General features: G+C 57.5%; 21 protein-coding genes and 1 pseudogene. 4 read left to right on the top strand and 18 right to left on the bottom strand.

The genetic code is table 11. The features are described 5' to 3' along the window. Positions 1-3: 3 nt before the first annotated feature. The 6 genes from BFQ00_RS08660 to BFQ00_RS08635 form a co-directional block, all read right to left on the bottom strand. Entirely contained in the window at positions 4-1,278 is a 1,275-nt protein-coding gene (locus BFQ00_RS08660; RefSeq protein ID WP_065884329.1) for an aromatic ring-hydroxylating oxygenase subunit alpha, read from the bottom strand. A 19-nt stretch (positions 1,279-1,297) separates the two neighbouring features. After that, positions 1,298-1,660, bottom strand: a complete 363-nt coding sequence (locus BFQ00_RS08655; protein ID WP_003232696.1) for a hypothetical protein — start codon at positions 1,658-1,660, stop codon at positions 1,298-1,300. A gap of 16 nt (positions 1,661-1,676) precedes the next feature. Beyond that, entirely contained in the window at positions 1,677-2,849 is a 1,173-nt protein-coding gene (iacA, locus tag BFQ00_RS08650) for an indole-3-acetate monooxygenase (protein ID WP_065933204.1), read from the bottom strand. Between the two features lie 416 nt (positions 2,850-3,265). After that, positions 3,266-3,889 (bottom strand): NIPSNAP family protein, encoded by a 624-nt coding sequence (locus tag BFQ00_RS08645; protein ID WP_065884331.1) that lies wholly within the window; start codon positions 3,887-3,889, stop codon positions 3,266-3,268. 91 nt (positions 3,890-3,980) lie between these two features. After that, positions 3,981-4,511: a nuclear transport factor 2 family protein gene (locus BFQ00_RS08640; RefSeq protein ID WP_065884332.1), complete on the bottom strand. Its 531-nt coding sequence runs from the start codon at positions 4,509-4,511 to the stop codon at positions 3,981-3,983. Position 4,512: 1 nt separating this feature from the next. Continuing rightward, entirely contained in the window at positions 4,513-5,637 is a 1,125-nt protein-coding gene (locus BFQ00_RS08635) for an amidase (protein ID WP_065884333.1), read from the bottom strand. Positions 5,638-5,829: 192 nt separating this feature from the next. Here BFQ00_RS08635 and BFQ00_RS08630 point away from each other — a divergent pair, with 192 nt between their 5' ends. Both BFQ00_RS08630 and BFQ00_RS08625 read left to right on the top strand, forming a co-directional pair. After that, positions 5,830-6,306 carry a MarR family winged helix-turn-helix transcriptional regulator gene (locus BFQ00_RS08630; protein WP_065884334.1) on the top strand — a complete coding sequence of 159 codons (477 nt, stop codon included), beginning with the start codon at positions 5,830-5,832 and terminating at the stop codon, positions 6,304-6,306. 137 nt (positions 6,307-6,443) lie between these two features. Then, positions 6,444-7,928, top strand: a complete 1,485-nt coding sequence (locus tag BFQ00_RS08625) for an aldehyde dehydrogenase family protein (protein ID WP_065933203.1) — start codon at positions 6,444-6,446, stop codon at positions 7,926-7,928. A 65-nt stretch (positions 7,929-7,993) separates the two neighbouring features. Here the strand turns inward: BFQ00_RS08625 and BFQ00_RS08620 are convergent, their stop codons facing one another. Both BFQ00_RS08620 and feaR read right to left on the bottom strand, forming a co-directional pair. Beyond that, the gene (locus BFQ00_RS08620) at positions 7,994-8,413 is read right to left on the bottom strand and encodes a hypothetical protein (protein ID WP_065933202.1); all 420 of its coding nucleotides are present in this window, start codon (positions 8,411-8,413) and stop codon (positions 7,994-7,996) included. 217 nt (positions 8,414-8,630) lie between these two features. Then, positions 8,631-9,530, bottom strand: coding sequence for a transcriptional regulator FeaR (gene feaR, locus BFQ00_RS08615; protein WP_065884338.1), 900 nt, complete (start codon positions 9,528-9,530; stop codon positions 8,631-8,633). A gap of 43 nt (positions 9,531-9,573) precedes the next feature. Between feaR and BFQ00_RS29605 the strand changes: the two genes are divergently transcribed. Then, positions 9,574-9,750, top strand: coding sequence for a hypothetical protein (locus tag BFQ00_RS29605; RefSeq protein ID WP_165386106.1), 177 nt, complete (start codon positions 9,574-9,576; stop codon positions 9,748-9,750). A gap of 16 nt (positions 9,751-9,766) precedes the next feature. Here the strand turns inward: BFQ00_RS29605 and BFQ00_RS08610 are convergent, their stop codons facing one another. The 10 genes and pseudogenes from BFQ00_RS08610 to BFQ00_RS08565 all read right to left on the bottom strand — a co-directional run bounded on the left by BFQ00_RS08610 (position 9,767) and on the right by BFQ00_RS08565 (position 21,459). Beyond that, positions 9,767-11,011 (bottom strand): MFS transporter, encoded by a 1,245-nt coding sequence (locus BFQ00_RS08610; protein ID WP_256536038.1) that lies wholly within the window; start codon positions 11,009-11,011, stop codon positions 9,767-9,769. A 6-nt stretch (positions 11,012-11,017) separates the two neighbouring features. Next, positions 11,018-11,800, bottom strand: a complete 783-nt coding sequence (locus BFQ00_RS08605) for an FAD-dependent oxidoreductase (protein WP_065933201.1) — start codon at positions 11,798-11,800, stop codon at positions 11,018-11,020. 122 nt (positions 11,801-11,922) lie between these two features. Next, positions 11,923-13,119 carry a multidrug effflux MFS transporter gene (locus BFQ00_RS08600; RefSeq protein ID WP_065933200.1) on the bottom strand — a complete coding sequence of 399 codons (1,197 nt, stop codon included), beginning with the start codon at positions 13,117-13,119 and terminating at the stop codon, positions 11,923-11,925. Then, positions 13,116-13,286 (bottom strand): annotated as a pseudogene (locus BFQ00_RS08595) (alpha/beta fold hydrolase); the annotation flags it as partial. The gene BFQ00_RS08600 and the pseudogene BFQ00_RS08595, both read right to left, overlap by 4 nt. Before the next feature lie 805 nt (positions 13,287-14,091). Next, positions 14,092-15,417: a hypothetical protein gene (locus BFQ00_RS08590; RefSeq protein ID WP_065933198.1), complete on the bottom strand. Its 1,326-nt coding sequence runs from the start codon at positions 15,415-15,417 to the stop codon at positions 14,092-14,094. A 503-nt stretch (positions 15,418-15,920) separates the two neighbouring features. Further along, positions 15,921-16,397 carry an aromatic-ring-hydroxylating dioxygenase subunit beta gene (locus BFQ00_RS08585; RefSeq protein ID WP_003232726.1) on the bottom strand — a complete coding sequence of 159 codons (477 nt, stop codon included), beginning with the start codon at positions 16,395-16,397 and terminating at the stop codon, positions 15,921-15,923. Then, positions 16,398-17,681, bottom strand: a complete 1,284-nt coding sequence (locus BFQ00_RS08580; protein WP_065884344.1) for an aromatic ring-hydroxylating oxygenase subunit alpha — start codon at positions 17,679-17,681, stop codon at positions 16,398-16,400. Positions 17,682-17,846: 165 nt separating this feature from the next. Next, a complete protein-coding gene (locus BFQ00_RS08575) occupies positions 17,847-19,271 on the bottom strand; it encodes an APC family permease (RefSeq protein ID WP_065933197.1) in 1,425 nt (474 codons plus the stop codon). Positions 19,272-19,855: 584 nt separating this feature from the next. Further along, positions 19,856-20,956: an amidase gene (locus BFQ00_RS08570; protein ID WP_065933196.1), complete on the bottom strand. Its 1,101-nt coding sequence runs from the start codon at positions 20,954-20,956 to the stop codon at positions 19,856-19,858. Further along, positions 20,953-21,459, bottom strand: coding sequence for a nuclear transport factor 2 family protein (locus tag BFQ00_RS08565; RefSeq protein ID WP_065884347.1), 507 nt, complete (start codon positions 21,457-21,459; stop codon positions 20,953-20,955). Before BFQ00_RS08565 ends, BFQ00_RS08570 begins: the two co-directional genes overlap by 4 nt. 483 nt (positions 21,460-21,942) lie before the next feature. On the opposite strand from BFQ00_RS08565, the gene BFQ00_RS08560 reads away from it, so the two are divergent. After that, positions 21,943-23,082 (top strand): tyramine oxidase subunit B, encoded by a 1,140-nt coding sequence (locus BFQ00_RS08560; protein WP_065884348.1) that lies wholly within the window; start codon positions 21,943-21,945, stop codon positions 23,080-23,082. Positions 23,083-23,131: the final 49 nt, after the last annotated feature.

Here is a 23,131-nt window from a genome sequence, read left to right as displayed (position 1 = left end):
GGGTCAGGCCGACATCATCTTTTTCCACTGCTGATAGGCCGCGCGCATGCCGGTTTCGGCACTCACATCGGACACCAGCCCGTCTGCACTGGCCTGCTCGCCGGGCAAGCCGCGGTTGAGCATGATCCACAGGTCTTCACCGGCGCTGGCGCCCTTCTGTACCCGCTCCCAGGCCTCGGAATCGTCCGGCGTGCCGAAACCCATCGGGCCCTGGAAGTGCTCATGCAGACGCAGGCGATAACGGTTGGCCACGGCCGGACCGCCGTCCATGGTGATCACCGAGTGGTGGATTTCGGTCTCGGTCACCGAGATCGGTTGCAGCACCCGGAAGAACGCCATCGAGCAGGCGACGTTGGGGAACAGATTGAGGTTGAAGCCGGTACCGCCGACCGCACGCACGATTCGCCGCACCTGTTGCTCTTCGATACCTTCGTCACGCAACTCGGCCGCGAGGCCTTCGAAGCGCTCGGGGATCGGTTTGTCCAGGTCGGCTTCGAGGTCGATCAGGTCCGGGATCATCACCATCACGCTGTGGCCGTTGCCCAGGTCCTCGACGTAGCCGGGGCCCTTGACGAAGTCGAACAGCGCCAGGGTCTGCTCGTCCACCGACGACAGGAAGCTCTTGTGCACCAACGGAAAGTGGTAGGCGTCGGTGGTGTTTTCCAGCTGGATCTTCCAGTTGCCGGGGAAACGGAAGCGGTGTTCGCCCGGAACCTTGATGCCATAGCCGGCGCCCTGTTTCATGAACAGGTCCATCCATTTTTTCGCCGCGCCGAGGTAGTCCTCCAGCGGCTCGATGTCGTCCTTGAACGTGGCGAAGATCATGCCGGCATAGCTTTCGGTGCGCAGGCTGACCAGCGGCAGCTCGGCCTTGTCGATGCAATCGCCGTAGCTTTCCGGGTGCGGAATACCGCGCAGCGAGCCATCGAGCGCGTAGCCCCAGCCGTGATACGGGCAGACGAAGCTGTTGGTCTTGCCTTTCTTGTGTTCGCACACGGTGGCGCCACGATGGCGGCAGCGGTTGAGCAGCACGTGCACGTCTTTCTTGCGGTCACGCACCACGATCACCGGCTGCTTGCCGATATAGGTGGTTTTGTAGCTGCCGTTGTCGGGGATCTCGCTGGCGTGGGCGACCCAGATCCAGGTGCTGTAGAAAATCTTCTCCAGCTCGGCGTCGAACAGTTGCGCGTCGGTGTACATCGAGGTGTGGACGCGATCGGCATGCACCAGGTCGGCGGGGTCGACCTCAAGGTTTACTGCGGGAATCAGCTTGCTCATGGGAGTGTCCTCGTCGGCATCAAGTACGCTGAATGATCAGCTCGCGCCCAACCCGGGCTTCGACCTTGGTGTAGCGCCACAGCTTGTACGGGCCATCTCCCACGGGTGTTGTGCGAAACAGGTTGCAGGCGGCATGCACGGTCTCGATGTCCGGCACGTCGGCCAGCAGGTAGGTGGTCCAGGGGAAGCCATCGGAAGGCCCGACCATGCTCTGGTCGTCGTCCATGTTGCCCAGCACCTTGACGCCGGCGAGGTCGTGAATGCCGTTCCACATTGCACTGAACGCTGCCCACACCTGCAATTGCTCGTCGCGCGCGGCATCGAAAAAATTCTGGTTGATGCCCATGCAGAACAGCACGCGCAAGGTCTTTTTATCGCTCATTTTATTTCCTCGACGGTTAGAGGTAGCCAGGCAAAGGCTGTTTGCCGAAGAACATGGCTCCGGCGTTTTGATAGGTGATGTCGCCCATGAAGGCGTGCTGGGTCACCACATGGGCGTCGTTGACGCAGCGGGCCAGCGGGCTGTCGTTGTAAACGCCGCTCATGCCCGAGAGCATTTGCGCGGTACGCGCCACATCGGCGGCGACGCGGGTGGCATGGGTCGACGAGAGACGCAGCAGGTTGGTCGCGGCCACGGGTACCGCGTCGCCGGCCAGGACGTAGTCCCAGGCGCGGTCGATGGATTCGTAGAAAAACGCCCGCACGGCACGCAGCTCGGCTTCGGCACGGGCAATGTCGACCTGGGCCAGCGGCCGATCGGCAATCGCCGGGGCGCCAGTGACCGAGACACGCCCACTGGCCATGTCGGCCAGGGCATCGAGTGCCGCACGGGCAACGCCCAGGCTGACCACCGAGAGCACCTGGGTCGCGAATGACAGCGATGGGTAGCGGAAGAACGCTTCGTCCAGATTCGGCAGGCCGCCACGCACGAAGGTCCACTCCTCGGATACCCGCACATGTTCGGCGACCAGGTCATGGCTGCCGGTACCGAGCAGGCCGACGGTGTCCCAGGTTTCGTCTATACGGATCGCGCTGCGCGGCATTACCGCGATGCGCGGCAGGCCAAACGTGTCGCCGCTTTTCGGGGCGATGCCGACGCCGACGATGTCCGACCCCAGGGAACCGCTGGAGTACTTCCAGCGGCCATTGACGACGAAACCACCCTCGACCACCTCAGCCGGTTGCGGCGGGAAGATTCCGCCGGCGAACACCACGTCCGGACCGTTGGCATACACCTTGGCGATGCTCTCCAGCGGCAGCGCCGCGAGGTACACCGGGCTCATGCCAAAACTGGCAACCCAGCCGGCTGAGCCGTCGGCCTGGGCAATACGCTCGATCACCTGGCAGAACTCGGCCGGCGAACACTCCAGCCCACCGAAGCGCTTGGGCACCAGCGCCCGGTAAACGCCGTGCTGCTTGAAGGCCTCGATCACGTCCTGGGAAATGTGGCGCTGGCGGTCGAACTCACCGGCTCGGGCACGTTCACGCACATCGACCAGCAAGGCTTCGAAGGCGGGGCCACTGGCAAGCGAGTTCACCGTATCAACCGCTGGTTTTTTAAGCGAATGCATAGATTGACTCCGTTGTCAGGAACGGTATTGGGCTGGGCGGGAATTCAGCGTCGAGCGGGGACGCGGGGCGTAACGAGGGCGATGGATCGGCATAGTGGTTACCTTTGTTTTTGTGGGTGCCGTTGGGGTGAATTTGAGCTTTATTACATGAATTGTCAATTGAATTGTCACGCTTAAAAACAATACTAATCACGTATTAATTTGCGTAAATACTGGATGAAATCAATATTACTCATTGTTTTAAATAGAATTATCGTTAATAAATTCAAAATTTTATTTTTAAAAAAATAAAAATGTAGGGGCGAGTTTGCTCGCGAAAAACCTCACCCATGACGTGTACAACCTGGATAAACGCGGTGTCCGAGAGTTCTTCGCGAGCAAGCTCGCTCCTACAGGAGGTGCTCTGTGCAATTTTTTCAGCGCAGCGGCGAGAACGGCGCCGGCAGGTACACCGTGGAATGCATCTGCAACAGTTGCGGCGCGGAATTTTCCGGCGGCCAGGCGCCTTCGGCCACGGCGCGGGTGCGCACTTCAAGGCGCTGTTCCAGCGAGCTGTAGGGCCAGATGTGCAAATAGCGCGGAATCTGCCCGCTGGTGGCATAGAACGCGGCATACACCTGGGAATAGTCCGGCCCGGTGCGCCGCTCCACGGCCTTGCCCCAACCACGCAGCGTCGGTACCAGCCCGCTGGGCACGAGGTTGTATTCGCGCAATTCATAGAACGGGCCATGAACCCCGGGAGGCAGCGGTTCGACAAAGTCGAAAGCGCTGTAATCATCCACTTGCTGTTCAAGCAGGAATTCACCAATCGCAAAGCCATCGGACGCCAGCAGATAGCGCTCGCGTTCGCGTTCACGACAGTCGCCATCGTCGAACCCGCGCAGCACCGCGATACGATTCTGCGCGCCGATTTCCGATACCCAGCAGCCCATCAAATGCACGCCCTCGCCCGCCTCGCGCAAACTCTGGTCCAGCCGTGGCAAGGCTTGCGGCACGGTGCGTACACGCAGGGTGAAGGTCAACAATTCGAACAGTTTCACAGCAATCTCCAGGCGCCACGCGCACAGCGCGACCGCCGTTATCGGCAGTCGCGGAACATGAAAGTCAGGGGTTATTCGTGAGCGCTATCGCTCACTGTGCGGCAGGCTTGGGCACCGGCAGCTCGGCGTCGCTGTTCCACGCCTGCACCGGGCGGCTGAACAGGTTTTCGGTCTGGAAATGCGCCATGCGCCACTGCCCGTCTTCCTCGGCAAAGCGCACGCTCAGACGCGCGGCGTTGAGGTGGGAGGCGCCGCTGGCGAAGGTGGACGTCTGCAACATCACCCAACTGCCGACCACGGCGTCGTCCCGCGCCTCGATCAGTTCGCTGGTGAGGAAGTGCACGTTGAGGGCAAAGTGCGCCGGGGTTTTCATGTAGCCGGCGAACATCGCGGCAATGGCTGCGCGCCCGCGATAGCCGCCGAAGCTCTGGGCGTATTTGGCGCCCTTGCCCTCCCACACCGCATTCCGGGTGAACAGGCCGGCCAGTTCGTCGAGCGGTGTGTGAGCGTCCAGAGCGTCACACAGCACCATGTAGCGGTTCATGCAGGCGCGCGCGCTGTCCTGGATTTCAAAACGGCGCAGGCGTTGTTCCAGGTCTTCGCGGGGAATGGTTATGCTCATCTCAGGCCTCATACCCGGCGTACAGACGTTCAAGCAGGCGGCCAGCGATGGCCAGCAGTTGCTCATCTGCGCCCTTGGCCGCCACCAGTTGCAGGCCAACCGGCAGGCCCTCGGCGCTGGCCAACGGGATGCTCAGCGCCGGGTGCCCCGACAGGTTGAACGGCCGCACGAAAGCGGTCATGCCCAGCACCGCCTGGGTGTCGGCCGCATTGGCCAGGGTCAAGGGGAAGTCCGGCATGGTTGGCAACACCAGTACGTCGACCTGCTGCAGCGCGGCATCGACCTCGGCGGTGAACCGTACGCGCACCTGCTCGGCCTCGGCCAGCGCCGTGGCCGTGGTGTTACCGGCGGCGGCCAGGCGCGCGGCGATGTCGGCGCCGACCTTGCCGGTGTCCAGCAAATGCCCGCACGCATCGAAGGTCTCGCGATTGATCACCACCATGCCGGCGTCATAGGCCGCCTTGAGGCTGGGCAGCGTGAAGGGTTCATTGGGCAATTGGCTGCCGGCGACGGCCGCGTCGATCACGTGCTGTACTGCCGCGCTCGCCTGCACCGTCACAATGCCCAAGCGCGGTGCAGCGGGTGCCGGCACGGGCTTGAAGGTCGTGTCGATCGCCTGCATGGCCGTGACCAGCATCGGCAGGCTCGCGGCAAACGGGCCGACGCAGTCGAGGCTGCTGTGCGTGGGCATCACGCCACGGCGGCTGACCCTCCCGAACGTCGGCTTAAAGCCGAACACCCCACAGCAACACGCGGGGATGCGCACCGAACCGCCGGTGTCCGTGCCCAGGGAAAAATCCGCCAGCCCGGCGGCCACGGCGGCTGCCGAGCCGCTGGAGGATCCGCCTGGAATACGCCCAGGAAAACGCGGGTTCGGCGCGGTGCCGGCCCAGCGATTGATGCCTGTGGTGCCAAATGCCAGCTCGTGCAGGCTGGTCTTGGCCACCAGACGGCAGCCCTTGTCCAGCAAGGCCTGCACCACATCGGCGTGGGCGGTGGCCGGCGCGGCATCCGCCAGCGCCTGGCTCGATGCGCGCGTTGGCAGGCCGGCGATATCGATGGTGTCCTTGACCATTACGGTCGGGCCGTCGCAGCCAAGGGAAAGCTGTTCAATCACCAGGGTCATGTCAGATCACCTTCAGTGCGAATTGCGCAATGGGGACGCCCGATGCGTCCTCTGTTTTTTTACACTCACCGAATATTACGTGAATTGTCAATTATATTTCTGCAACCTCGGCCTGGCCACGCCTCGTCAATAACCGTGCCGATTTCACGAGAAAAGTCTATGATTACTCGCCTCCTCTGACATGAGCACGCCATGACTTCTGTAAAAAAAATCGCAAACCGCTACGACCCCGCCAGCGAAAACTTTCACAAGGAAGACTTTCCTTTCTACTGGCTGGCCATGGTGCATGGCCGCTACAGCCAGTACATGGAAAAGGCGCTGAAGAAAATCGGCCTGGATATCCCGCGTTGGCGCGTGCTGCTGATCCTCAAGGAGAACGGCCAGTCGAGCATTTCCGAGATTTCCACCCATGCGATCGCCAAGCTATCGACCATCACCAAGACGGTCTATCGCATGAAGGAAGATGGCCTGGTGGACACCGCACCCTGCGAGGACGACGGCCGGGTCACCCAGGTGCGAATCACCCCTGAGGGCCGCGCAGCGATCGAACGTATCCAGGTGGCGACCAGTGACGTATTCAAACGTAGCTTCACCGGCATGACCGAAGCGCAGATCCAGCGCCTGAGCCGCTTGCTCGAAACGGTGTTCGACAACCTCGGCGAACCCTAGGCCAGCCGCGACACAGTTGTCGCGCATCGCCAACTGCCTGGCAGGCTCGAACAAGCAGCCAGCCGTGTATCGGCTTTTAATGCAGAGGTCTTTCGAGCGCCCGACGGGCGCGACGACCCCTTCATTGGAGCGCCGCCATGCACATTGCCTTATTGCCCTCAGTCGTTGCTTTCCTGGGCCGCGACCATTCCAACTTCATCGATGGCGCCGTGCACATCAGCGCGTCGGCGCAGCGCATCGGCGTTGTCGACCCCGGTACCGGCGAGACCGTCGCGCAGTTGCGTGACGCCAAGGCCGAGGATGTGAACCTGGCAGTCGACAGCGCCGCCAGCGCCTTCAAGGGCGCCTGGGCACAGGTCACGCCTTACCAACGCGGCGTGCTGCTCAACCGCCTGGCCGATCTGATCGAGGCCAACGGCGAAGAACTGGCGCAACTGGAAACCGTGAGTTCCGGCAAATCGATCAACCTGTCGCGGCATATCGAAGTGGGCCAGAGCGCAGTGTTCCTGCGCTACTTCGCTGGCTGGGCCACCAAAATCGGCGGCCAGACCATGACCCCGTCGTTTCCGTCCATGGACGGCGAGCACTACAGCGCTTACACCCTGCGCGAGCCGGTCGGCGTGGTGGCGGCCATTGTGCCGTGGAACTTCTCGTTGATGATCGGCGTATGGAAGCTCGGCGCCGCGCTGACCACCGGCTGCACCGTCGTGCTCAAACCTAGCGAATACACGCCGCTGTCCCTGCTGCGCCTGGCGGAACTGGCGATCGAAGCCGGGATTCCGGCGGGCGTGATCAACGTGGTCAACGGCCGCGGCCAGGTTGGTCAGCAACTGATTGCACACCCGCAGGTGCGCAAGGTGTCGTTCACCGGCTCGGTGCCCACCGGCATTGCCGTGGGCAAGGCCGCCATGGCCGCCGACCTGACCCGCGTGACTCTGGAGCTGGGCGGCAAGAACGCGGCAGCACTGCTGGCCGATGCCAACGTCGATGACGCCGTGGCGCGCTTCGTCCAGTCGGCCTATGTGCATCAGGGCCAAGTGTGCGCCTCCCCGGAGCGCTTGTTCGTGCACCGCTCCCTCGTCGAGCAAGTGACGCAGAAGATGGTCGCGATGCTGTCGCAGATGGTCATCGGTTCGCCCCTGGACGAACACGCCCAGTTCGGCCCGCTGTCGAACAAGCCGCACTTCGACAAAATCCTCGGCTTTTTCGACCGTGCCCTGCAGGGCAACCAGGTGGTGTGCGGCGCACGTGCCGTGGACCGCGCCGGTTACTACGTGGAACCGACGCTGATCGTGGCCACCGGCAAGGACGACCCACTGCTGCACGAGGAAACGTTCGGCCCGGTGGTGTGCGTGCTGGCCTTCGACGATGAAGAAGAATTGGTCGAGCTGATGAACGACAGCCCGTTCGGCCTCACCGCCAGTATCTGGACCAACGACCTGTCCAAGGCTTTGCGCCTGATCCCGCAAATCGAAGCGGGCACGGTGTGGGTCAACATGCACACCTTCGTCGACCCCAGCGTGCCGTTTGGCGGGATGAAGGCGTCGGGTGTCGGACGTGAGTTCGGCAGTGCATTTATCGACGATTATACCGAGCTGAAATCGGTGATCATCCGCTACTGACACGAAGGAACTTGAGGGCAGATCAAAAGCAGATCTCTATCTACCTGATAGGTAGAGATCCAACATTATTCGGGAACGAGTACGGCAGACACGCATCGCCCCGCCGTACTCAACTGCTCCTCGTTGCCGGCCGGAGTCACGTCCCACGTCACCCAGGTGTAGGCCGACTCATCGTTGAGTTGCACCAACCGGTTGAGATGGATGACGGTGCTCCTGGAGCCCGCCATCAGGTGCTGAACCAGGCCGGTAAGCTGCGCCTTGCCCTGATAAAGCTCCGCTACCCCTTCGCCGGTGATCTGGGTCTGCTCGGTGTAGACCTGCTCGACAACTGTCTTGGCGTCTTTCTTGGGCCAGCTGGCGGCAATGCCGTTCAGCTTGTTCTCAATGATGCTCTGCAACGGTTCGGACGATTGCGCGTGCGCGTGTGGAAAGCCGCAGGCCAGAGCAGCCAGAAGCACAAGGGAAGACGATATTTTGTTGGTCATGAAGCACCCGTTTCAATGAATGAATGGATCAGATCGCTGTAGGCCGGTTTCTAAGCTGGCACACAGAAATTCTGATGCAGTCGGGCGCCGATTGATTGGACGTGCTGGACAGCATTTTGCAAATTAATGCCAGGTTGCGCTCATATCGCGTACGACAAAAAGCCGCGCGGATGCGACACGAAAGCAGTCATATCCGCACGGCTCGCTGAACCCGGACTCACTGCCCGCAACTTCTGTAGGTGCTCGGTGTCAGCCCCGTCTGCTTTTTGAACGTCTTGGAAAAATGCGCCGAGTCGGCAAACCCCCAATAGCTGGCGATCTCGGTGATCGAGCGATGCGAGCAAACGGGGTCGCGCAAATCCTGCGCCGCCTTCAACAGCCGCTCACGCAGAATGTACCGGCAAACACTGTCACCACTGGCCTCGAACAGCCGGTAGAGCTGGCGGTTGGAAATGCCCAGTTCTTCGGACAACGACGCCGGCGACAACCGCGGTGAGTCGAGCCGCTGCTGGATGACCGATTGCACTTCATGCAACTGCCACCCCGGCGAGTGGTCGCTGGCGCGGTACTCCAGCACCGACTCAAGCAAGGCAACCAAGGCTCGTTGCACGCCGTCGCCATCCTGCGGGCAAGACCACTGAGCCAGCTCGCCTCCAGCGACCTGACGCACCAGCGTGCCAAGCAGTTGACCACAAACCCCCGTGGTCGACAGTTTGCCGAAGCGGGCGCGCTCCAGGCCCTTGAACAGCTCACGCGGCAGAGGGATCGACACATGGGAAAACAACCCCTGGGGGGTCATTTTTACCCCCTCGGAAAAGTCGAGCAAAGCAAGGTCACCCGCCCGCAGGTCAACCACCCTGTCCCCCAGCTCAATGGCCATTGAACCCTGCTGTTGTAACACAAGGAAACACCGGCCCACTGAATCGCGCACGCTTGACCGACTATCCATGGCAATCACATGGGCATTGCTGCGGATGTGAGCAACAGCCGTGCTGCCTACCAGTGTTTGTTTCATTTCCCCGATGAAAAGGCTCTGGCAATGGTCATAGCGCGTTTCGAAACGACCGCAAGCCTCGTTTACACTTTCGTTCCATGCCGACAACGCTTGACCATTCATCATATTCTCCCAGGGATACGCCCACTATTAGTGCGCTTTTCACGTGATTCAGGTAACAAAAAAGCTGACTTTTAATGGCCAAGCACAGAGCGCGCCAACTCGCAAACAAATCAACTGGAAGGCCGTTGTTTGTCTGCTGTTGCCAAACAATGCCGATGCCAGCGAACGCCTGGGGGCGTTCGTCGAGGCTCAGCGCAGCAGCGCGGCGCGCGCTGAATAACAGGTGGTGGTCTGCTTCACAGTCTGGACATGACTGCGGTGTCTGAACCCCTGGCGCGATTGAACGCCAACTGAGCTCTCAACACCGCAGCACCATAGATGGCCAGGACCGCAACCGAACAGGCTCCAGAGAACACCAATACCGCTGAGTAGCCAAACGCCTCGATCAGGGACCCGCCGATAGCCGGCCCGAATGCCGCACCGAGAGACAGGCACAGTGCGCCCAACGCGACAAGCTTGCCCGACAGGTCGAACTCGGCCATGACGCCAAAGGTATAAGCCAGCACGAAGCTGATCGAAAACAGGAAGCAAATGACCCCTACGACATAGGTCGTCAGAGAGGAAAACTGCGCCAGCGCCACCAAGCCCAGCAACTCCGCTAGGATAATAACCGCCACCGGCATGAAGCGCCCTACCTTCAGGCCGATTGCCGACGCGATGAAACCACCGCCTGCATTGATCAAAAAGCCCAGCGCCAGCACAATCCCGATGGTATCGGAGCTCAGTCCGGACTTTTTCCCCATCAGTTCGAGAAACGCCCACACCGACATGATGCCGGTCAGGAACACCAGGCTGGCCACGAGACTCAACCACACGATGGCGCGACTCTCAGTACTGGCAATCTGCAAAGCAGCATCGGACGCATCCAATTGGCGCTCGCTGCGACGCGGCACCCAAGGCAGCGGCAAAATGCCCATCACCACCATGGCAAGGGCGATGGTGATCAACATGCCTTCAAAGCCCCACACCGGCGCCACCGCCACTGGCAGCAGGATGAGCAGGAAGGCGCCCGGTACCGTCTCGATACCCAGCTTGAAACCAAACGCACGTTCGGGCCGAGAGCTGTCACCGAAAATCGTCATGGCCAGGGCATACAAGGCGCCTGTTCCGGCACCCGCCAAGGCCATGATCACCTGCAGCATTTCATAGGAAGGCTCGCGCAAAACAAACAACATCGCGGCCACCACCAGCGCCGACGACAACGCCGAAATAACCCGCCAGCTGAGCCGGTGAATCCACAGCAATGACGCCAGCCCGAACGCGCCGAATCCCAGGTTCATGGCCATGGCGAGGTTACCCAGTTGGTGCTCGCCCAGCCCGAATCGCTCGGCAAACGCTCCAAACAGCACCGGCAACACGTTCAATAACAGTGCGCCCGCCCCCGAGACCAGCCCTGCACACAGGTAGACGGAAGTTTTATCGATCGGATTTGTTTTTGTAATTTTCATTGAGGTATCCCGGCTTGATGAACAGAAGCCCACGTTTGCTTAACGACGGCCTACACGGTAGGCATTGAGTTGGCGAGAAACCTTGCCCAGAGAGCACAGCACTGCCCTTAAACGATCCTTGCCGAAAATACGCTTGCGCGGAATTGAACTCATCGCGTCCCAGGCTGGCGAGCCACCGCTCATGCCGTCGGCGATGACCCTGGCGATCACCTGGCTGGGTGTGACCCCGAACCCGGAATAGCCCTGCACATAAAACACATTCGGATATTCATCCAGCGTGCCGACCTGCGGAAAGAGGTTCAACGAGCAATCCATCGGGCCACCCCATGCCAAATCTATTTTGGTGGTGGCAAGGTAGGGAAACAGCCTTAACATCGTTTTGTGGTTCCACGCCTTCAGGTCCAGCGGGACATACTCAAGCAGCATGCCGGCGGTGCCGTACCCGTGCCGGAAATCCGCCTGGACGTCATACCGCGCGATGCGCTGCTTGATCAGGCTCGCACCCATGTCGCTGATCTCGAAGATTGCCTTGAGCCCCTCGGGGCCGACATCCTTTTCGATATTCTCCAGATCATGACCGATGCCCGCCATCACGTGGCCGCCGTTGCGACCCGAACCGCCGAAGCCCATGTAATTGGCTTCCAGCACCACCACGTTGGTGATACCCCGCTCGGCCAGCTCCAGCGCCGTGTTGATACCCGAAAAACCGCCCCCGATGATCACGACCTCAGCCTCGATATCGCCTTCGAGATCCCGATAATGCAGGTCGTATTTACGGGTCATGGTGTAGTACGAGGAAGGGTTTTCCAGAGACAACGACATACCCGCCTACCTTTTTATTATCAGGGCCTATCACGTCCACAGTGTGGAACGGATTGGCCTGGCTGGCATGTCCAATATTGCCGAATTCTTGGTCAGGGCTGACAACCCATCGGCAAGTTGGCTCAAGCCGTCACGGCGACCGCCCGGGCAGGCAGGCGAAGGGTCACACCATAAGCAACCAACGCGCCCAACCCGCAACACCCCACCACCAGGCACATCGGCCAGGCGCTGCCATCAGCCAAATGGCTGACCCACAGACTGGCCAGCGCCCCCGTAGCGAATTGCACCGAAATCCCCAGCGCCACGCTCGCGCCGGCCTGGCGTGGAAACAGCATCATCAGACTGGCCATGCAGTTGGCGCCGATCAAACCGGTCACGCCCATGTACAGCATCATGCAACACACGATGCTCGCCAGCCCGCCCCATTCGGTATAGCCGACCAGCATCATCGCCAGCCCTGCCCCGCTCGCCAGTACCGTGCCCACCCCGAGCATGCGTTGCGGTCCGAAACGGCCCACCCAGCGGGCGTTGATGAAGGTCACCAGGATGATGCCGAGGATGTTCAGGGCGAACAATGCGCTGAATACCCGCGGCGAGACGCCGAAGTACACCACGTAGACAAAAGGCGACGCGGTGATAAAGGCGAACATGCCGCCAAAGCCCAAGGCCATGCACAGGATCAGCGCCACCGCCCTGGGCTGGCGGGCAATGGCAAGGTAGGCCGCGAAAGCCGCCGCCACGGACGCGCCGCGATCCTGTATCGGCAGGCTTTCCTTCAGCGTCAGGGTAACCAGCAACAGGCACAGGCTGGACAGGATGAACAAGGACGCGAAGATCGTGCGCCAACCCTGGATCAGCACCAGCCAGGTGCCGATCATCGGCGCGACCAGTGTCGCCATCATCGTCAACACGTGCATCCACGACAGCACTTTGGCGGCCTCCACCAGGCCGACCATGTCCCTGGCAACGGCGCGCGCCAGTACCAGCGCGCCCGCGCCACCGAGCGCCTGGAAAAAGCGCCAGGCAATCAGTTGTTCGACGCTGCCGGCAAACAGGCAACCCAGGGTCGCTGCCGCGTACAGCACCAGGCTGCCAAGCAGCAGAGGGCGCCGGCCATAGCGGTCGGACAACGGGCCGTAGCACAACATGCCCAGGCACAGCCCGGCGAGAAACGCGCTGATGGTGTGTTGCACCTGCGCAGTGCTGGTCGACAGGTCCTCGGCGATTTGCGGGAAGCTGGGCAGGTAAGTGTCAATCGAAAACGGCCCGAAGGCCGTCAATGATGAGAGCAATACAATCAGGCGTGCCCGCGGGTTCATCGACCGGAAATCGCGAGGCTGTGAAGAAACTCTATGACCAGCCGGTTGCAGACCGCGCCCTGGTCGTCGTGCACATAATGGCTGGCGTCCGCGACTTCGGCGGTGCGCACCTGCGCATTGCAGTCGCGCATGGCTTGCAGGATCGCCGCCGGCAAAAAGTCCGAGCGCAGGACATGCAGGTTCAGGCCTGCTCGAGTGGTGAAGAAACTGCTGACTGAGTGCATAACTTCGCTCCGCTAATCTGCGTAGGAGCGAGCTTGCTCGCGAAGAGCGTCAACGATAACGCGCGCATCCTGTCTGAACGCGGTGCATTTGAGTTCTTCGCGAGCAAGCTCGCTCCTACAGTGGCATGAGGTTTGGGTCAAATCAGAAACGATCGAAGCGATACGGGCTCGGACAAGTAGATGAAGGCTATGTTTGTGATAGTGGACATTATTATTCCCGACTGAAGGGGATATCGGCTGCTCCCACGCTATCGAGCGTCGAGTATCGGCGTGCGGTTGGTGACGGTATTGTAAATTTCGGACATCACGCTTCGAGCGGGCCCTCGGCGTTGGCGCGAAAAGATGCTCGATGTCGCGGCGACGCTGTCAGGAAAGTCGATGGGGCTAAAATCGTGAGTGCTCCAGACGAAATAGTCTTGGGAAACGCAACTCCAGAATAAAGCGGCCAATAACCGCTCAAAAAGAGTGGCTGTCTAAAAAGGGTGCCCTCGGGAACGAGGGCACCTCCACCAAGGAGCAAAAGTGGAAACTATTCCAGCCGCACGGATGAAACGCTCTGCCGGTTTCTATTACTGACTGCGTTATTTGCGTCATGCTTTTCTTTGATCAAGCTAGATCTCGCAAGAAGTACAGAACGTTTACCAGGCAAAACTCGGCGATCCGACGGTGGGCTATGGCGTGTGTAGGGATACAACTTTATCTAAACGGCCAGGAACAAAAACAGGTCACATCAGTCACCTGCCAGGTATCAAAATGTGGTAGCAAACACCAACTGGGTGTACACATTTGTATCGTTGTTACCCAACTGCGTCCCCCCCTGCTCTGCGCTCTTGTCTGGCTGGTAGATGCCTAACAACGGCAAAACGGTCAAGTGCTGATTAACGCGCCATTCGGCATACAGGTCGACTTCATGACCATCGGTGTTACGCACGTTACGATCGATGGTGTCGTAATTAAAGTACATGGCTCCGAGGGTCAAGCTTTCCAAAGGATTGACCTTGAACGTAACATTCTGGATACGAGCATTATTGTTGAAGGGGCCAGCATAGTTACTGGCCACTTCACCCTGGAACCATGTGCCGTAGCCACGACCCGTCCCATAAAACAAGGTGTCATAACCCTCTGAAAAGCGGCTGTAGCGATAGCTGGCGCTCGGCTTCCACGGGGCATCAGCAAAGGTCCACCCTGCTTCCAGATACCAAGCGTCCTCATTCGCCGCATTCGGTTTGTTTTGCCTGGCGTATTCACCCGACAAAAACAGGTTTTGCACGCCCGCATTACCCGCTGCGCGCACGCTGTAGGTCTTCATGCCGTCACGCTCAAGCTGAAGAGGGGAAGCGTACTGTTCAGCGATTTTCGTGGTGTTGATGTACGTCAGGCCAACGGTACCCGCTGCAGCCACGTGTTCCAGCGTACCAACGTACATCTCGGTATTGGCCTGAGTGGGGTTATCGGATTTAAGCCACATCAGATCGCCACGCCAGCCCTCTTTACCGCCAATGCGCAACACGGCTGTCTTATCGAACGCTTTGCGGGCAGCCACGTAGAAAGCGCCTCCACGATTGTACTGTCCGTCGCCGAGGCCGCGACCCGCACTGAAGGCGTCGCCCTGAATAAGGAAGCCGTCGCCCACTGCAATATTCTGTCGACCGAATGAAAAGTCGATGCCGTCTTTGCCAAGGACTTCAAACAGGTTGCCCGAGCGCCATCCCAGATAAGCATCTTCAATCTTGGTTGTGCGCTCAGATCCATCAGTGTAGCCTGCAGCGTCCCCGTCCCCCCAAGTGGCCGAACTGACCAGTGAGAAGGCACCATAGGCCGTCCCTGCGCCTCGCAATCCCTGATCGCCGCTCACGCCATACTTGATGTAGCCCTCTCTCCATGAGGACGCTCCCTGTGTTAACCGGCCAGAAGCTGGATAACTTTCACGACTGTGGAAAACGCCAAAAACCGCATCCAGATTAGCATTAAGATTGGTGTCATCTCGGGAAAAAAGCTCGTAAGCGCCCACGGGAGTTGTTGCATTGAACAGTGCAGCGAGGGTACAAAAGTGAAGCAGAGAATATCGACGCATGGTTGCATTTCCATTTTTTTTATTGGGTTAAGCGATACATTAAATGGGCTATTCCTCACCTGCATTTAAATGCCGCCAGGATTCTGCAGTCGTTAGGGTAGTCAATGCGAGCTACTGATTAATAGTTGCGCAATCTATGTTTAAACATCTGTAGCGTTTTTTTTAAATTTTCACCTCCTCGCGATAGCTTGCTTGAATAACTCTCTACCAGGCCTAACATGAGTATTATTATCTGTACAACAATCGAGTCTGACGTGTTTTTTCTGTAGAGCATGTGCCAAGTATAAGAAGCGTTAAAAACTTAACTATGCTGACCCAACAGAAAACACCCGTCTCTACAGAGACTGATATTTAAATCTATAACCGACACCCTCAGCAGACACTGTTAAACCCCGACAAAGTGCCTTCCGATCAAAACGCTTGGCGATTATCAGAAGGCACCGCTCTTATAGCCGGCAGAAACAGTGCGGACACTCCTCGTCTCCGGCACCCGAACTGTTAACTTAAAGTATATAACCTATCCCGGCGAGCGCGTCGTCAGCGTTGATCAAACGAATCAACTTACGCTGAATCTTGAAAGTATCACTGACGCGCTCAAGCTCGTAGACGATGTCAGCGCTGTAATGTTTGAGCGAGTCCTTACGGAACTCCCGCACGTTTTGCGCGCAACGGACCGTCACTTTTTCATCGCTTTCGAATAGCACACGAAAACGTGACAGGGTGCGCACGGTACGCGGCTGCGGGCTGGTGGAAATCGAATCACCTCCGGTCAGACGCTGGATTCGTAACTGACGCATGTGATGATCGTCATAGGCGTAGTTGAGGGTGTTTTCGAAGTCTTCTTCCTTGGGATTGATCGGGATAATGTAAGTACCCTTTTCGTTCCACAGGCTCAACCAGGTGTCGAATTCGCCATGGTCGAGCATGTCGCCTTCAGCCCAGATAAAAGCGGTGACTTGATTCAGTAATTGCAGGTTCATTTACTTAGTCTCTGCCGTCATCATCTTTTTCCACTGCTGGTAAGCAGCGCGCATGCCGGTCTCGGCGCTTACGTCGCTGACCAGCCCGTCTTCGGTCGGTTTCTCACCCGGCAGGCCACGGTTCAACATGATCCACAGGTCTTCGCCAGCACTGGCGCCTTTCTGCACACGCTCCCAGGCTTCGGAATCGTCCGGAGTACCAAAGCCCATCGGCCCCTGGAAGTGCTCATGCAAACGCAGGCGGTAGCGGTTGGCTATAGCCGGGCCGCCGTCCATGGTGATTACCGAGTGATGAATTTCCGTCTCTGTCACCGATATCGGTTGCAGCGCGCGAAAAAACGCCATGGAACAGGCAACGTTGGGGAACAGGTTAAGATTGAAACCCGAGCCACCGACAGCACGAACAATACGGCGTACTTGCTGCTCTTCGATACCGTCTTCGCGCAATTGCGCAGCAAGCTCCTCGAAGCGCTCCGGGATCGGTTTGTCGAGATCGGCTTCAAGATCCACCAAGTCGGGGATCATCACCATTACGCTGTGCCCGTTACCAAGGTCTTCGACGTAACCCGGCCCTTCAACGAAGTCGAAAAGTTTAAGGGTTTGCTCATCTACCGATGCCAGGAATGACTTGTGCACCAGCGGGAAGTGGTAGGCGTCTGTGGTATTTTCCAACTGGATTTTCCAGTTGCCCGGAAAACGGAAACGGTGCTCGCCTGGGACCTTGATCGGGTAACCGGCGCCCTGTTTCATGAACAGGTCGATCCATTTCTTGGCAGGCCCGAGGAAGTCGACCAGTGGTTCGATGTCATCCTTGAGAGTGGCAAACAGCATGCCCGCATATTCTTCAACACGCAGGCTGACCAGAGGCAGCTCGCCCTTATCGAGGCAATCACCGTAGCTTTCAGGGCTCGGCACACCACGCAGTGAACCATCCAGCGCGTAACTCCAGCCGTGATATGGGCAGACAAAGCTGTTGGTCTTGCCCTTCTTGTGTTCGCATACCGTAGCGCCGCGATGGCGGCAGCGGTTGAGGTGCACATGGACCTGTTTCTTGCGGTCGCGCACCACGATCACCGGCTGCTTGCCGATGTAGGTGCTTTTGTAGCTGCCCGCCTCCGGGATCTCGCTGACGTGCGCGACCCAGACCCAGGTACTGTAGAAAATCTTTTCCAGTTCCATGTCAAACAGCTTGGCATCGGTGTACAACGACGTGTGCACGCGGTCGTGCTTGACCAAACTTGCGGGCTCCATATCAAGCCCGACAACGTTAATTAAATCGCTCACAATTAATTACCTTTCTATCGCAATGTGACTAGAGTTATTTTGAAATAACCTTAAGCCCGCACCCACACCTCATCAACCGCCGACCGCGAGAGGTTTATTGTTTTAAAGACAACAAGCGTCAATCCACCTGGATCAAGCTTAACGGCGGTGTAGGCATGGCCTATATCATTTGATCCCGGACGAGTCAGCTTTCCTGATGCGCCCCTTGATTATCCCGTAGAGAAATAAGACAACCAGAAGTAATGGAGTGCCATTGACCCAGGCAGACTCACTGCCCGTTAGCATGCCGTAATTATCGTAGATGAGATAAACGGCAGTACTCAGCCCAGCCAGTGCGATGAGCGGGCTGAGTAACGTTTTAAAATACCGTTTATCGTTGGCTCTTTTGAAGTGAACGACGACCCCCAATGTGACAAATGTCTGAAGCCCTATCAATCCAAGCGTCGACAATGCCACCGTTACGGGAAACAAAAATACAAAGGCGTCATAGCCCAGGGAGGAAGAGACGATAATGGTCAGCGCAACGAGCACGGTTACAAGAAGACTTGCATTGGCTGGAGATTTTTTCGTTTCATGAACATGTGAAAGAACATTCGGCAAGTGTCTGTCTTTGGCCAAAACTTGAACATACCGCGTCGCAGCATTATGCAGTGACAACAAACAGCAAAAGTTGCTGGTGCACAGCATGAGGGAAACAATTGTCGCCATCGTGCTACCCAAACGAGTCGTGAACAAATTGATGACCAACCCGCCCTTCGCTATTGCTGCCTCGTCCTTGATGGAGTCAAACCCAACCTCACCGATGATCAGCCAGATAATGATCAGGTAGGCGACGCCTACCAAAACGACCGCCAAACGAGTGGCATGCGGAATGGTTTTTGCAGGCTTCCTGGCTTCCATCGCATAAAGCGCGGCGGACTCGACACCGAGGAATGATGCCAGCGCCACCATGAGCCCAACCCCCAGCCCCGGCAACATTATTGCGTCTATCGAGATGGCTTGAACCGGGAAGGCGTTAAGACCTTTATCCAAGAATATGGAAATACCCAGTAGAAAAAGCACAAAGAACTCTGCAAGCACCAAAGGCACGAGGATCTTTGCGGCAAAATCAATATTCGCCCGACCCAGGTAACAGATCGCCCCCATGTATAAGACGGTCCATGCTGCCCAGCCGATATCAATACCAAACCCTTGCATGGTCATATTCGTGTAATACCCGGACGCTACAGCAATTGCCGTGGTAATCGCCAGATAAGAGGCTAAGGCAACCCATGCCGCCCCCGCTCCTACGCCCCGTCCAAAGATCACCGTGAGGTATTTGTAAAATGCGCCGGCCCCCGGGATCGCCCGGATTAATTCGCCATACCCTATTGAGAAAAAAATCATCAGAATTCCTGCCAGCAGGAATGCTCCGGCAAGGCCAGCGCCATTACCGTGCTCAAAAGCGATGGGGGCCGCGGTGAGAACCGCCCCTAACGGTCCTGCGGCTGCAATCACCAATAACGCGATTTTATAAGCACTTAGATTACCTTCTAATTGCTGGCCGCCTGCAGGCACATCTGCAGATAGGGGCTCGGATAGCTCTGTCATCCCAATTCTCCACTCTAATTATTTTATGAATAACGGAAATAAATCGATGCAGCAGCATCCTTGCGGACCAACGCGAGCGCTCCTCAAGCGCAAGCGATACCTGCCCGCTGCCCCTGAAAACCGCAGCCTGGCTATTCTTTATATCGCCCTCCACTCGTTGCCAAGTTCACTAAACGCTTATCTTGCCAAAAGGCGGGTACTCAGGAACTTGTTTTCGATGACACGATTTATGACGCCTATTCAATGAGGCATCAATGTGCAGTGTATATTCCTGGCCTTGGCAATCGGCTTGAATCTGGTTCAAGTGTGTCCTTCTAATTGTCGGCGCGATGTAGATTGCGCATCACATGTAGCCGGCTTCATATGGGGTACGGCCTACCGGTATCCTTGCAGTACTTCGCGGCGAAAACGATGACACCGTAAGCGACATTCGTTGTACAGATTGCAACGCTGCAACCTTTTGGTGACATCCCTGATCAGGTCCTTGGTCGCCCGAGAAGGAACTGAGTCACTTTTTGCACCGCCTGGTGATTGCACCGCCTGACCCGCGTGCTTGCTGCGCTCGATGACGAACGCTGATTTATTCAAAGGAACGCACCAGCAATGGCACACAGACGTGCATCCTCACCCTTTGCTCCGATGAGTTGCAGGCTGGTTTTAATGGAGGAACCCGGATAGGGAATTGGCACACTCAATGCCGGGTGCCCGCTCAAGTTGAACGGCCTGAGGAAGCGCGTCAGATCGATCACCGATTCACCCTTGCATACATCAACCAACAGCGGTGGCAGACGAGGCAAACTCGGAAGGACGAGTGTATCGAAGCGTTCCAGCAAATGGTCTACCTGTTCGCTGAATGCCATGCGCACCGCATGCGCAGCTTGTACGGCCACGGCATCGGTGTTGGCCGCACGCAGTAACCTCGCCTCAATATCGGCACCCAGTAAAGCCTGGCCGGTGTAATGACCATAGGCAGCCCACGTTTCAGCATTAATGACGGTCAATGCAGCTTCGAATGCCTGATCAAGAAGCGGCAGCGTGACGACTTCCCAGTCCCAGCCGCGACGATTCATCTCGTCCCGTATGGCTTGCTCAATCGCAGGATCGCAAGAGACATTGACTAAACCTGCCCGAAATTTCCCGAGAGGCTTATGCGCCGAGAAAGTTGAGTCCATTGAAGTCATCGCAGCCACGAGCGTCTCGAGATCACGAGCCATGGTTCCTACAACATCAAGAGAACTGGAGGCCGGATACACACCGTGACGACTCAAACGACCGAACGATGGCTTGAGACCCAAGACCCCGCAGCAGGCAGCCGGCATGCGCACAGAACCTCCTGTATCAGTACCCAATGCCACATCCACATTCCCCTGAGCAACGATGACCGCTGAGCCACTGGAAGAGCCACCAGGTATCCGATCAGGTGCCTGTGGATTAACTGGCGTTCCAGCCCACTCGTTGATACCGGTCACACCGAAAGCCAGCTCATGCAGCACAGTCTTGCCAATGATTTGCCAACCATCGTCGAGAAGCGCCTTCACAACAGTTGCATGGTCTTGGGCTGGCGGGGCGTGTTCGAAAGCACGACTCCCACACCGTGTTGGCCAACCTGCCACATCCAAAGAATCCTTGATGGCGACCGTCCGACCTGGCCCCCCGATGCAACCTTCAATGACCAGAGGGCTCACAGTGACGCCCCCTGGACATTCTCGAGACGAAAGGCATCAACGCGTTCAGTTGAAAAAGAGGAGATGCGCCAGGCGTCTGCCTCCCAGAGAAATTCCACGCTGAGGGCGGCGACAATTGATCCTGATTGGCCAGATTCGTAGCGACTGAGTTGCTGCATTACCCATCGGCCTTTGGCTTGAAAACCATCGACAGATATCTGCTCACCGGAAAGAAAGTGCATATTTGACAGAAAGTGTGGAGCCGGCGGCAGGTAACTCATGAGCATCGCCACTATCGCTTTGCGTCCGCCTACACGACCAAACTTAAGGGCATACCGAGATCCGACCCCCTGCCAAACTGCATCCTGGCAGAACAATTGGCCCAGCTCGATTTCACGTGTTTCAGGCCCGGGAACGTCGCACAAAAACATATACCGATTCAGTAAATGGCGAACCGCAGATTCGGCCTCAAGTACCCGAATACGCTCTTCCAGCAGGGAAATGTCAGAAATGGGGGAAATCATGAAAAGGCTCCTGTCGAATCTGCAAAAACAAGACAAGGAAATTACTGACATAGAAATCGGACCACAATCACAGCAACCAGGAATCATGTTGCTTTTTAGGCAATGATGTTGATCGGTGCTTGACCGGAATAGCCGCTATACCCTGCTAGCGCAAGCGTTGTCATTACCACAACAAGTGTCGCCTCGAATGTCATCGAGTTCAAAAAAACGAACTGTAGGATAAGGGTGGTCTGTTACCTAGCTTAGCTTGAGCGCCAGAACTCATGGCGAATGCTCCAAGGCTGATTTGGAGCAGTTAAGCGTTGAAAAAAGCGCATAACCGCCATGGCTCACCCGATTATTCGAAGGCCCTGCGATTTGGACCGTTCGATTCAGAATGACAACGGCGTTGAAGGTTAAAGCGCAACCGGTCAGATCACGTCTCCGCTGAGAAAGGTTCGTATCAGCGGCAAGAGCAGTATTTCAAAATGAGCATCAACGACTATGCACAACTTACCTAATATTGATTTCATTTACCTCTCCGAACCGGACATGATTCAGGCGGGCGTCACCAATATGGCAGCCTGCGTTGACACGATGGAAGAAATGTTTTCCCTGATGTACCACGGTGACTACCGGATGGCAGGTCCCAATAACAATTCCCACGGATCTGTGGTGGTATTTCCCGAAGACTCACCTTTTCCGGGCATGCCCAAACCTACTCCCGATCGACGCTTCATGGCGATGCCTGCGTACCTTGGCGGTCAATTTCGAACAGCAGGGATGAAATGGTACGGATCCAACATCGCGAATCGAGAGAAGGGCCTCCCCCGCTCCATCCTTCTGTTCGTACTCAACGATGCCGATACAGGCGCTCCTCTGGCAATCATGTCAGCGAATCTTCTTTCTGCTTATCGAACAGGCGCCGTGCCTGGCGTAGGCGCCCGCCATCTGGCCAAAAAGAATTCGAAGGTTGTTGGCATTCTGGGTCCAGGTGTGATGGCGAAGACCTCACTTTCGGCATTCGTTGCCGAATGTCCTGAGATTGACACAGTTAAAGTCAAGGGACGCGGCCAAAAAAATATCGATGCGTTTACATCGTGGGTTCGTGAGACTTTTCCGCAGATTGTCAACATTCATGTGGTTGACACCAACGAAGCTGTGGTACGCGACTGTGACATCGTCACATTCTGCAATTCCGGAGCAATTGGTGATGCCTCTGCCTATCCTGTGGTGAAGCGTGAATGGGTAAGCCCTGGTACGTTCCTGTCCATGCCCGCCTTGACGAGTATCGATGAAGGCATGCAGTCACCCGACATCCGCAAGGTTCTGGACAATCCTTCTCTCTACCAGGCATGGCATGAAGAAAATCCCAAGCCAGTGCACAACATCGTGCCAGTAGTGGGCATCCAATTCCTGGATCTGATCGACGAAGGAAAAATGTCACCTGACCAGCTCGAGGATCTGGGCAAGATTGTTGTCGGTGAAGCATCCGGCCGCAAAAACGACGATGAAATCATCATTATGTCGGTCGGCGGTATGCCGGTAGAAGATGTTGCGTGGGGCACCGTTATTTATCGCAACGCCTGCGAAAAAGGCATAGGCGTCAAACTTAATCTCTGGGAAACCCCAACGCTAAGTTAAGCCCGCACGGCCAGCGCGCCTCCAGAGTCTTCATTGAATATCGGACACT

It is taken from the genome of Pseudomonas sp. 28 E 9, from assembly GCF_900004785.1.
Taxonomy (GTDB): domain Bacteria; phylum Pseudomonadota; class Gammaproteobacteria; order Pseudomonadales; family Pseudomonadaceae; genus Aquipseudomonas; species Aquipseudomonas orientalis_A.
Note: the sequence above shows the minus strand (reverse complement) of the source record. Positions and strands in the feature narration are given on the sequence as shown.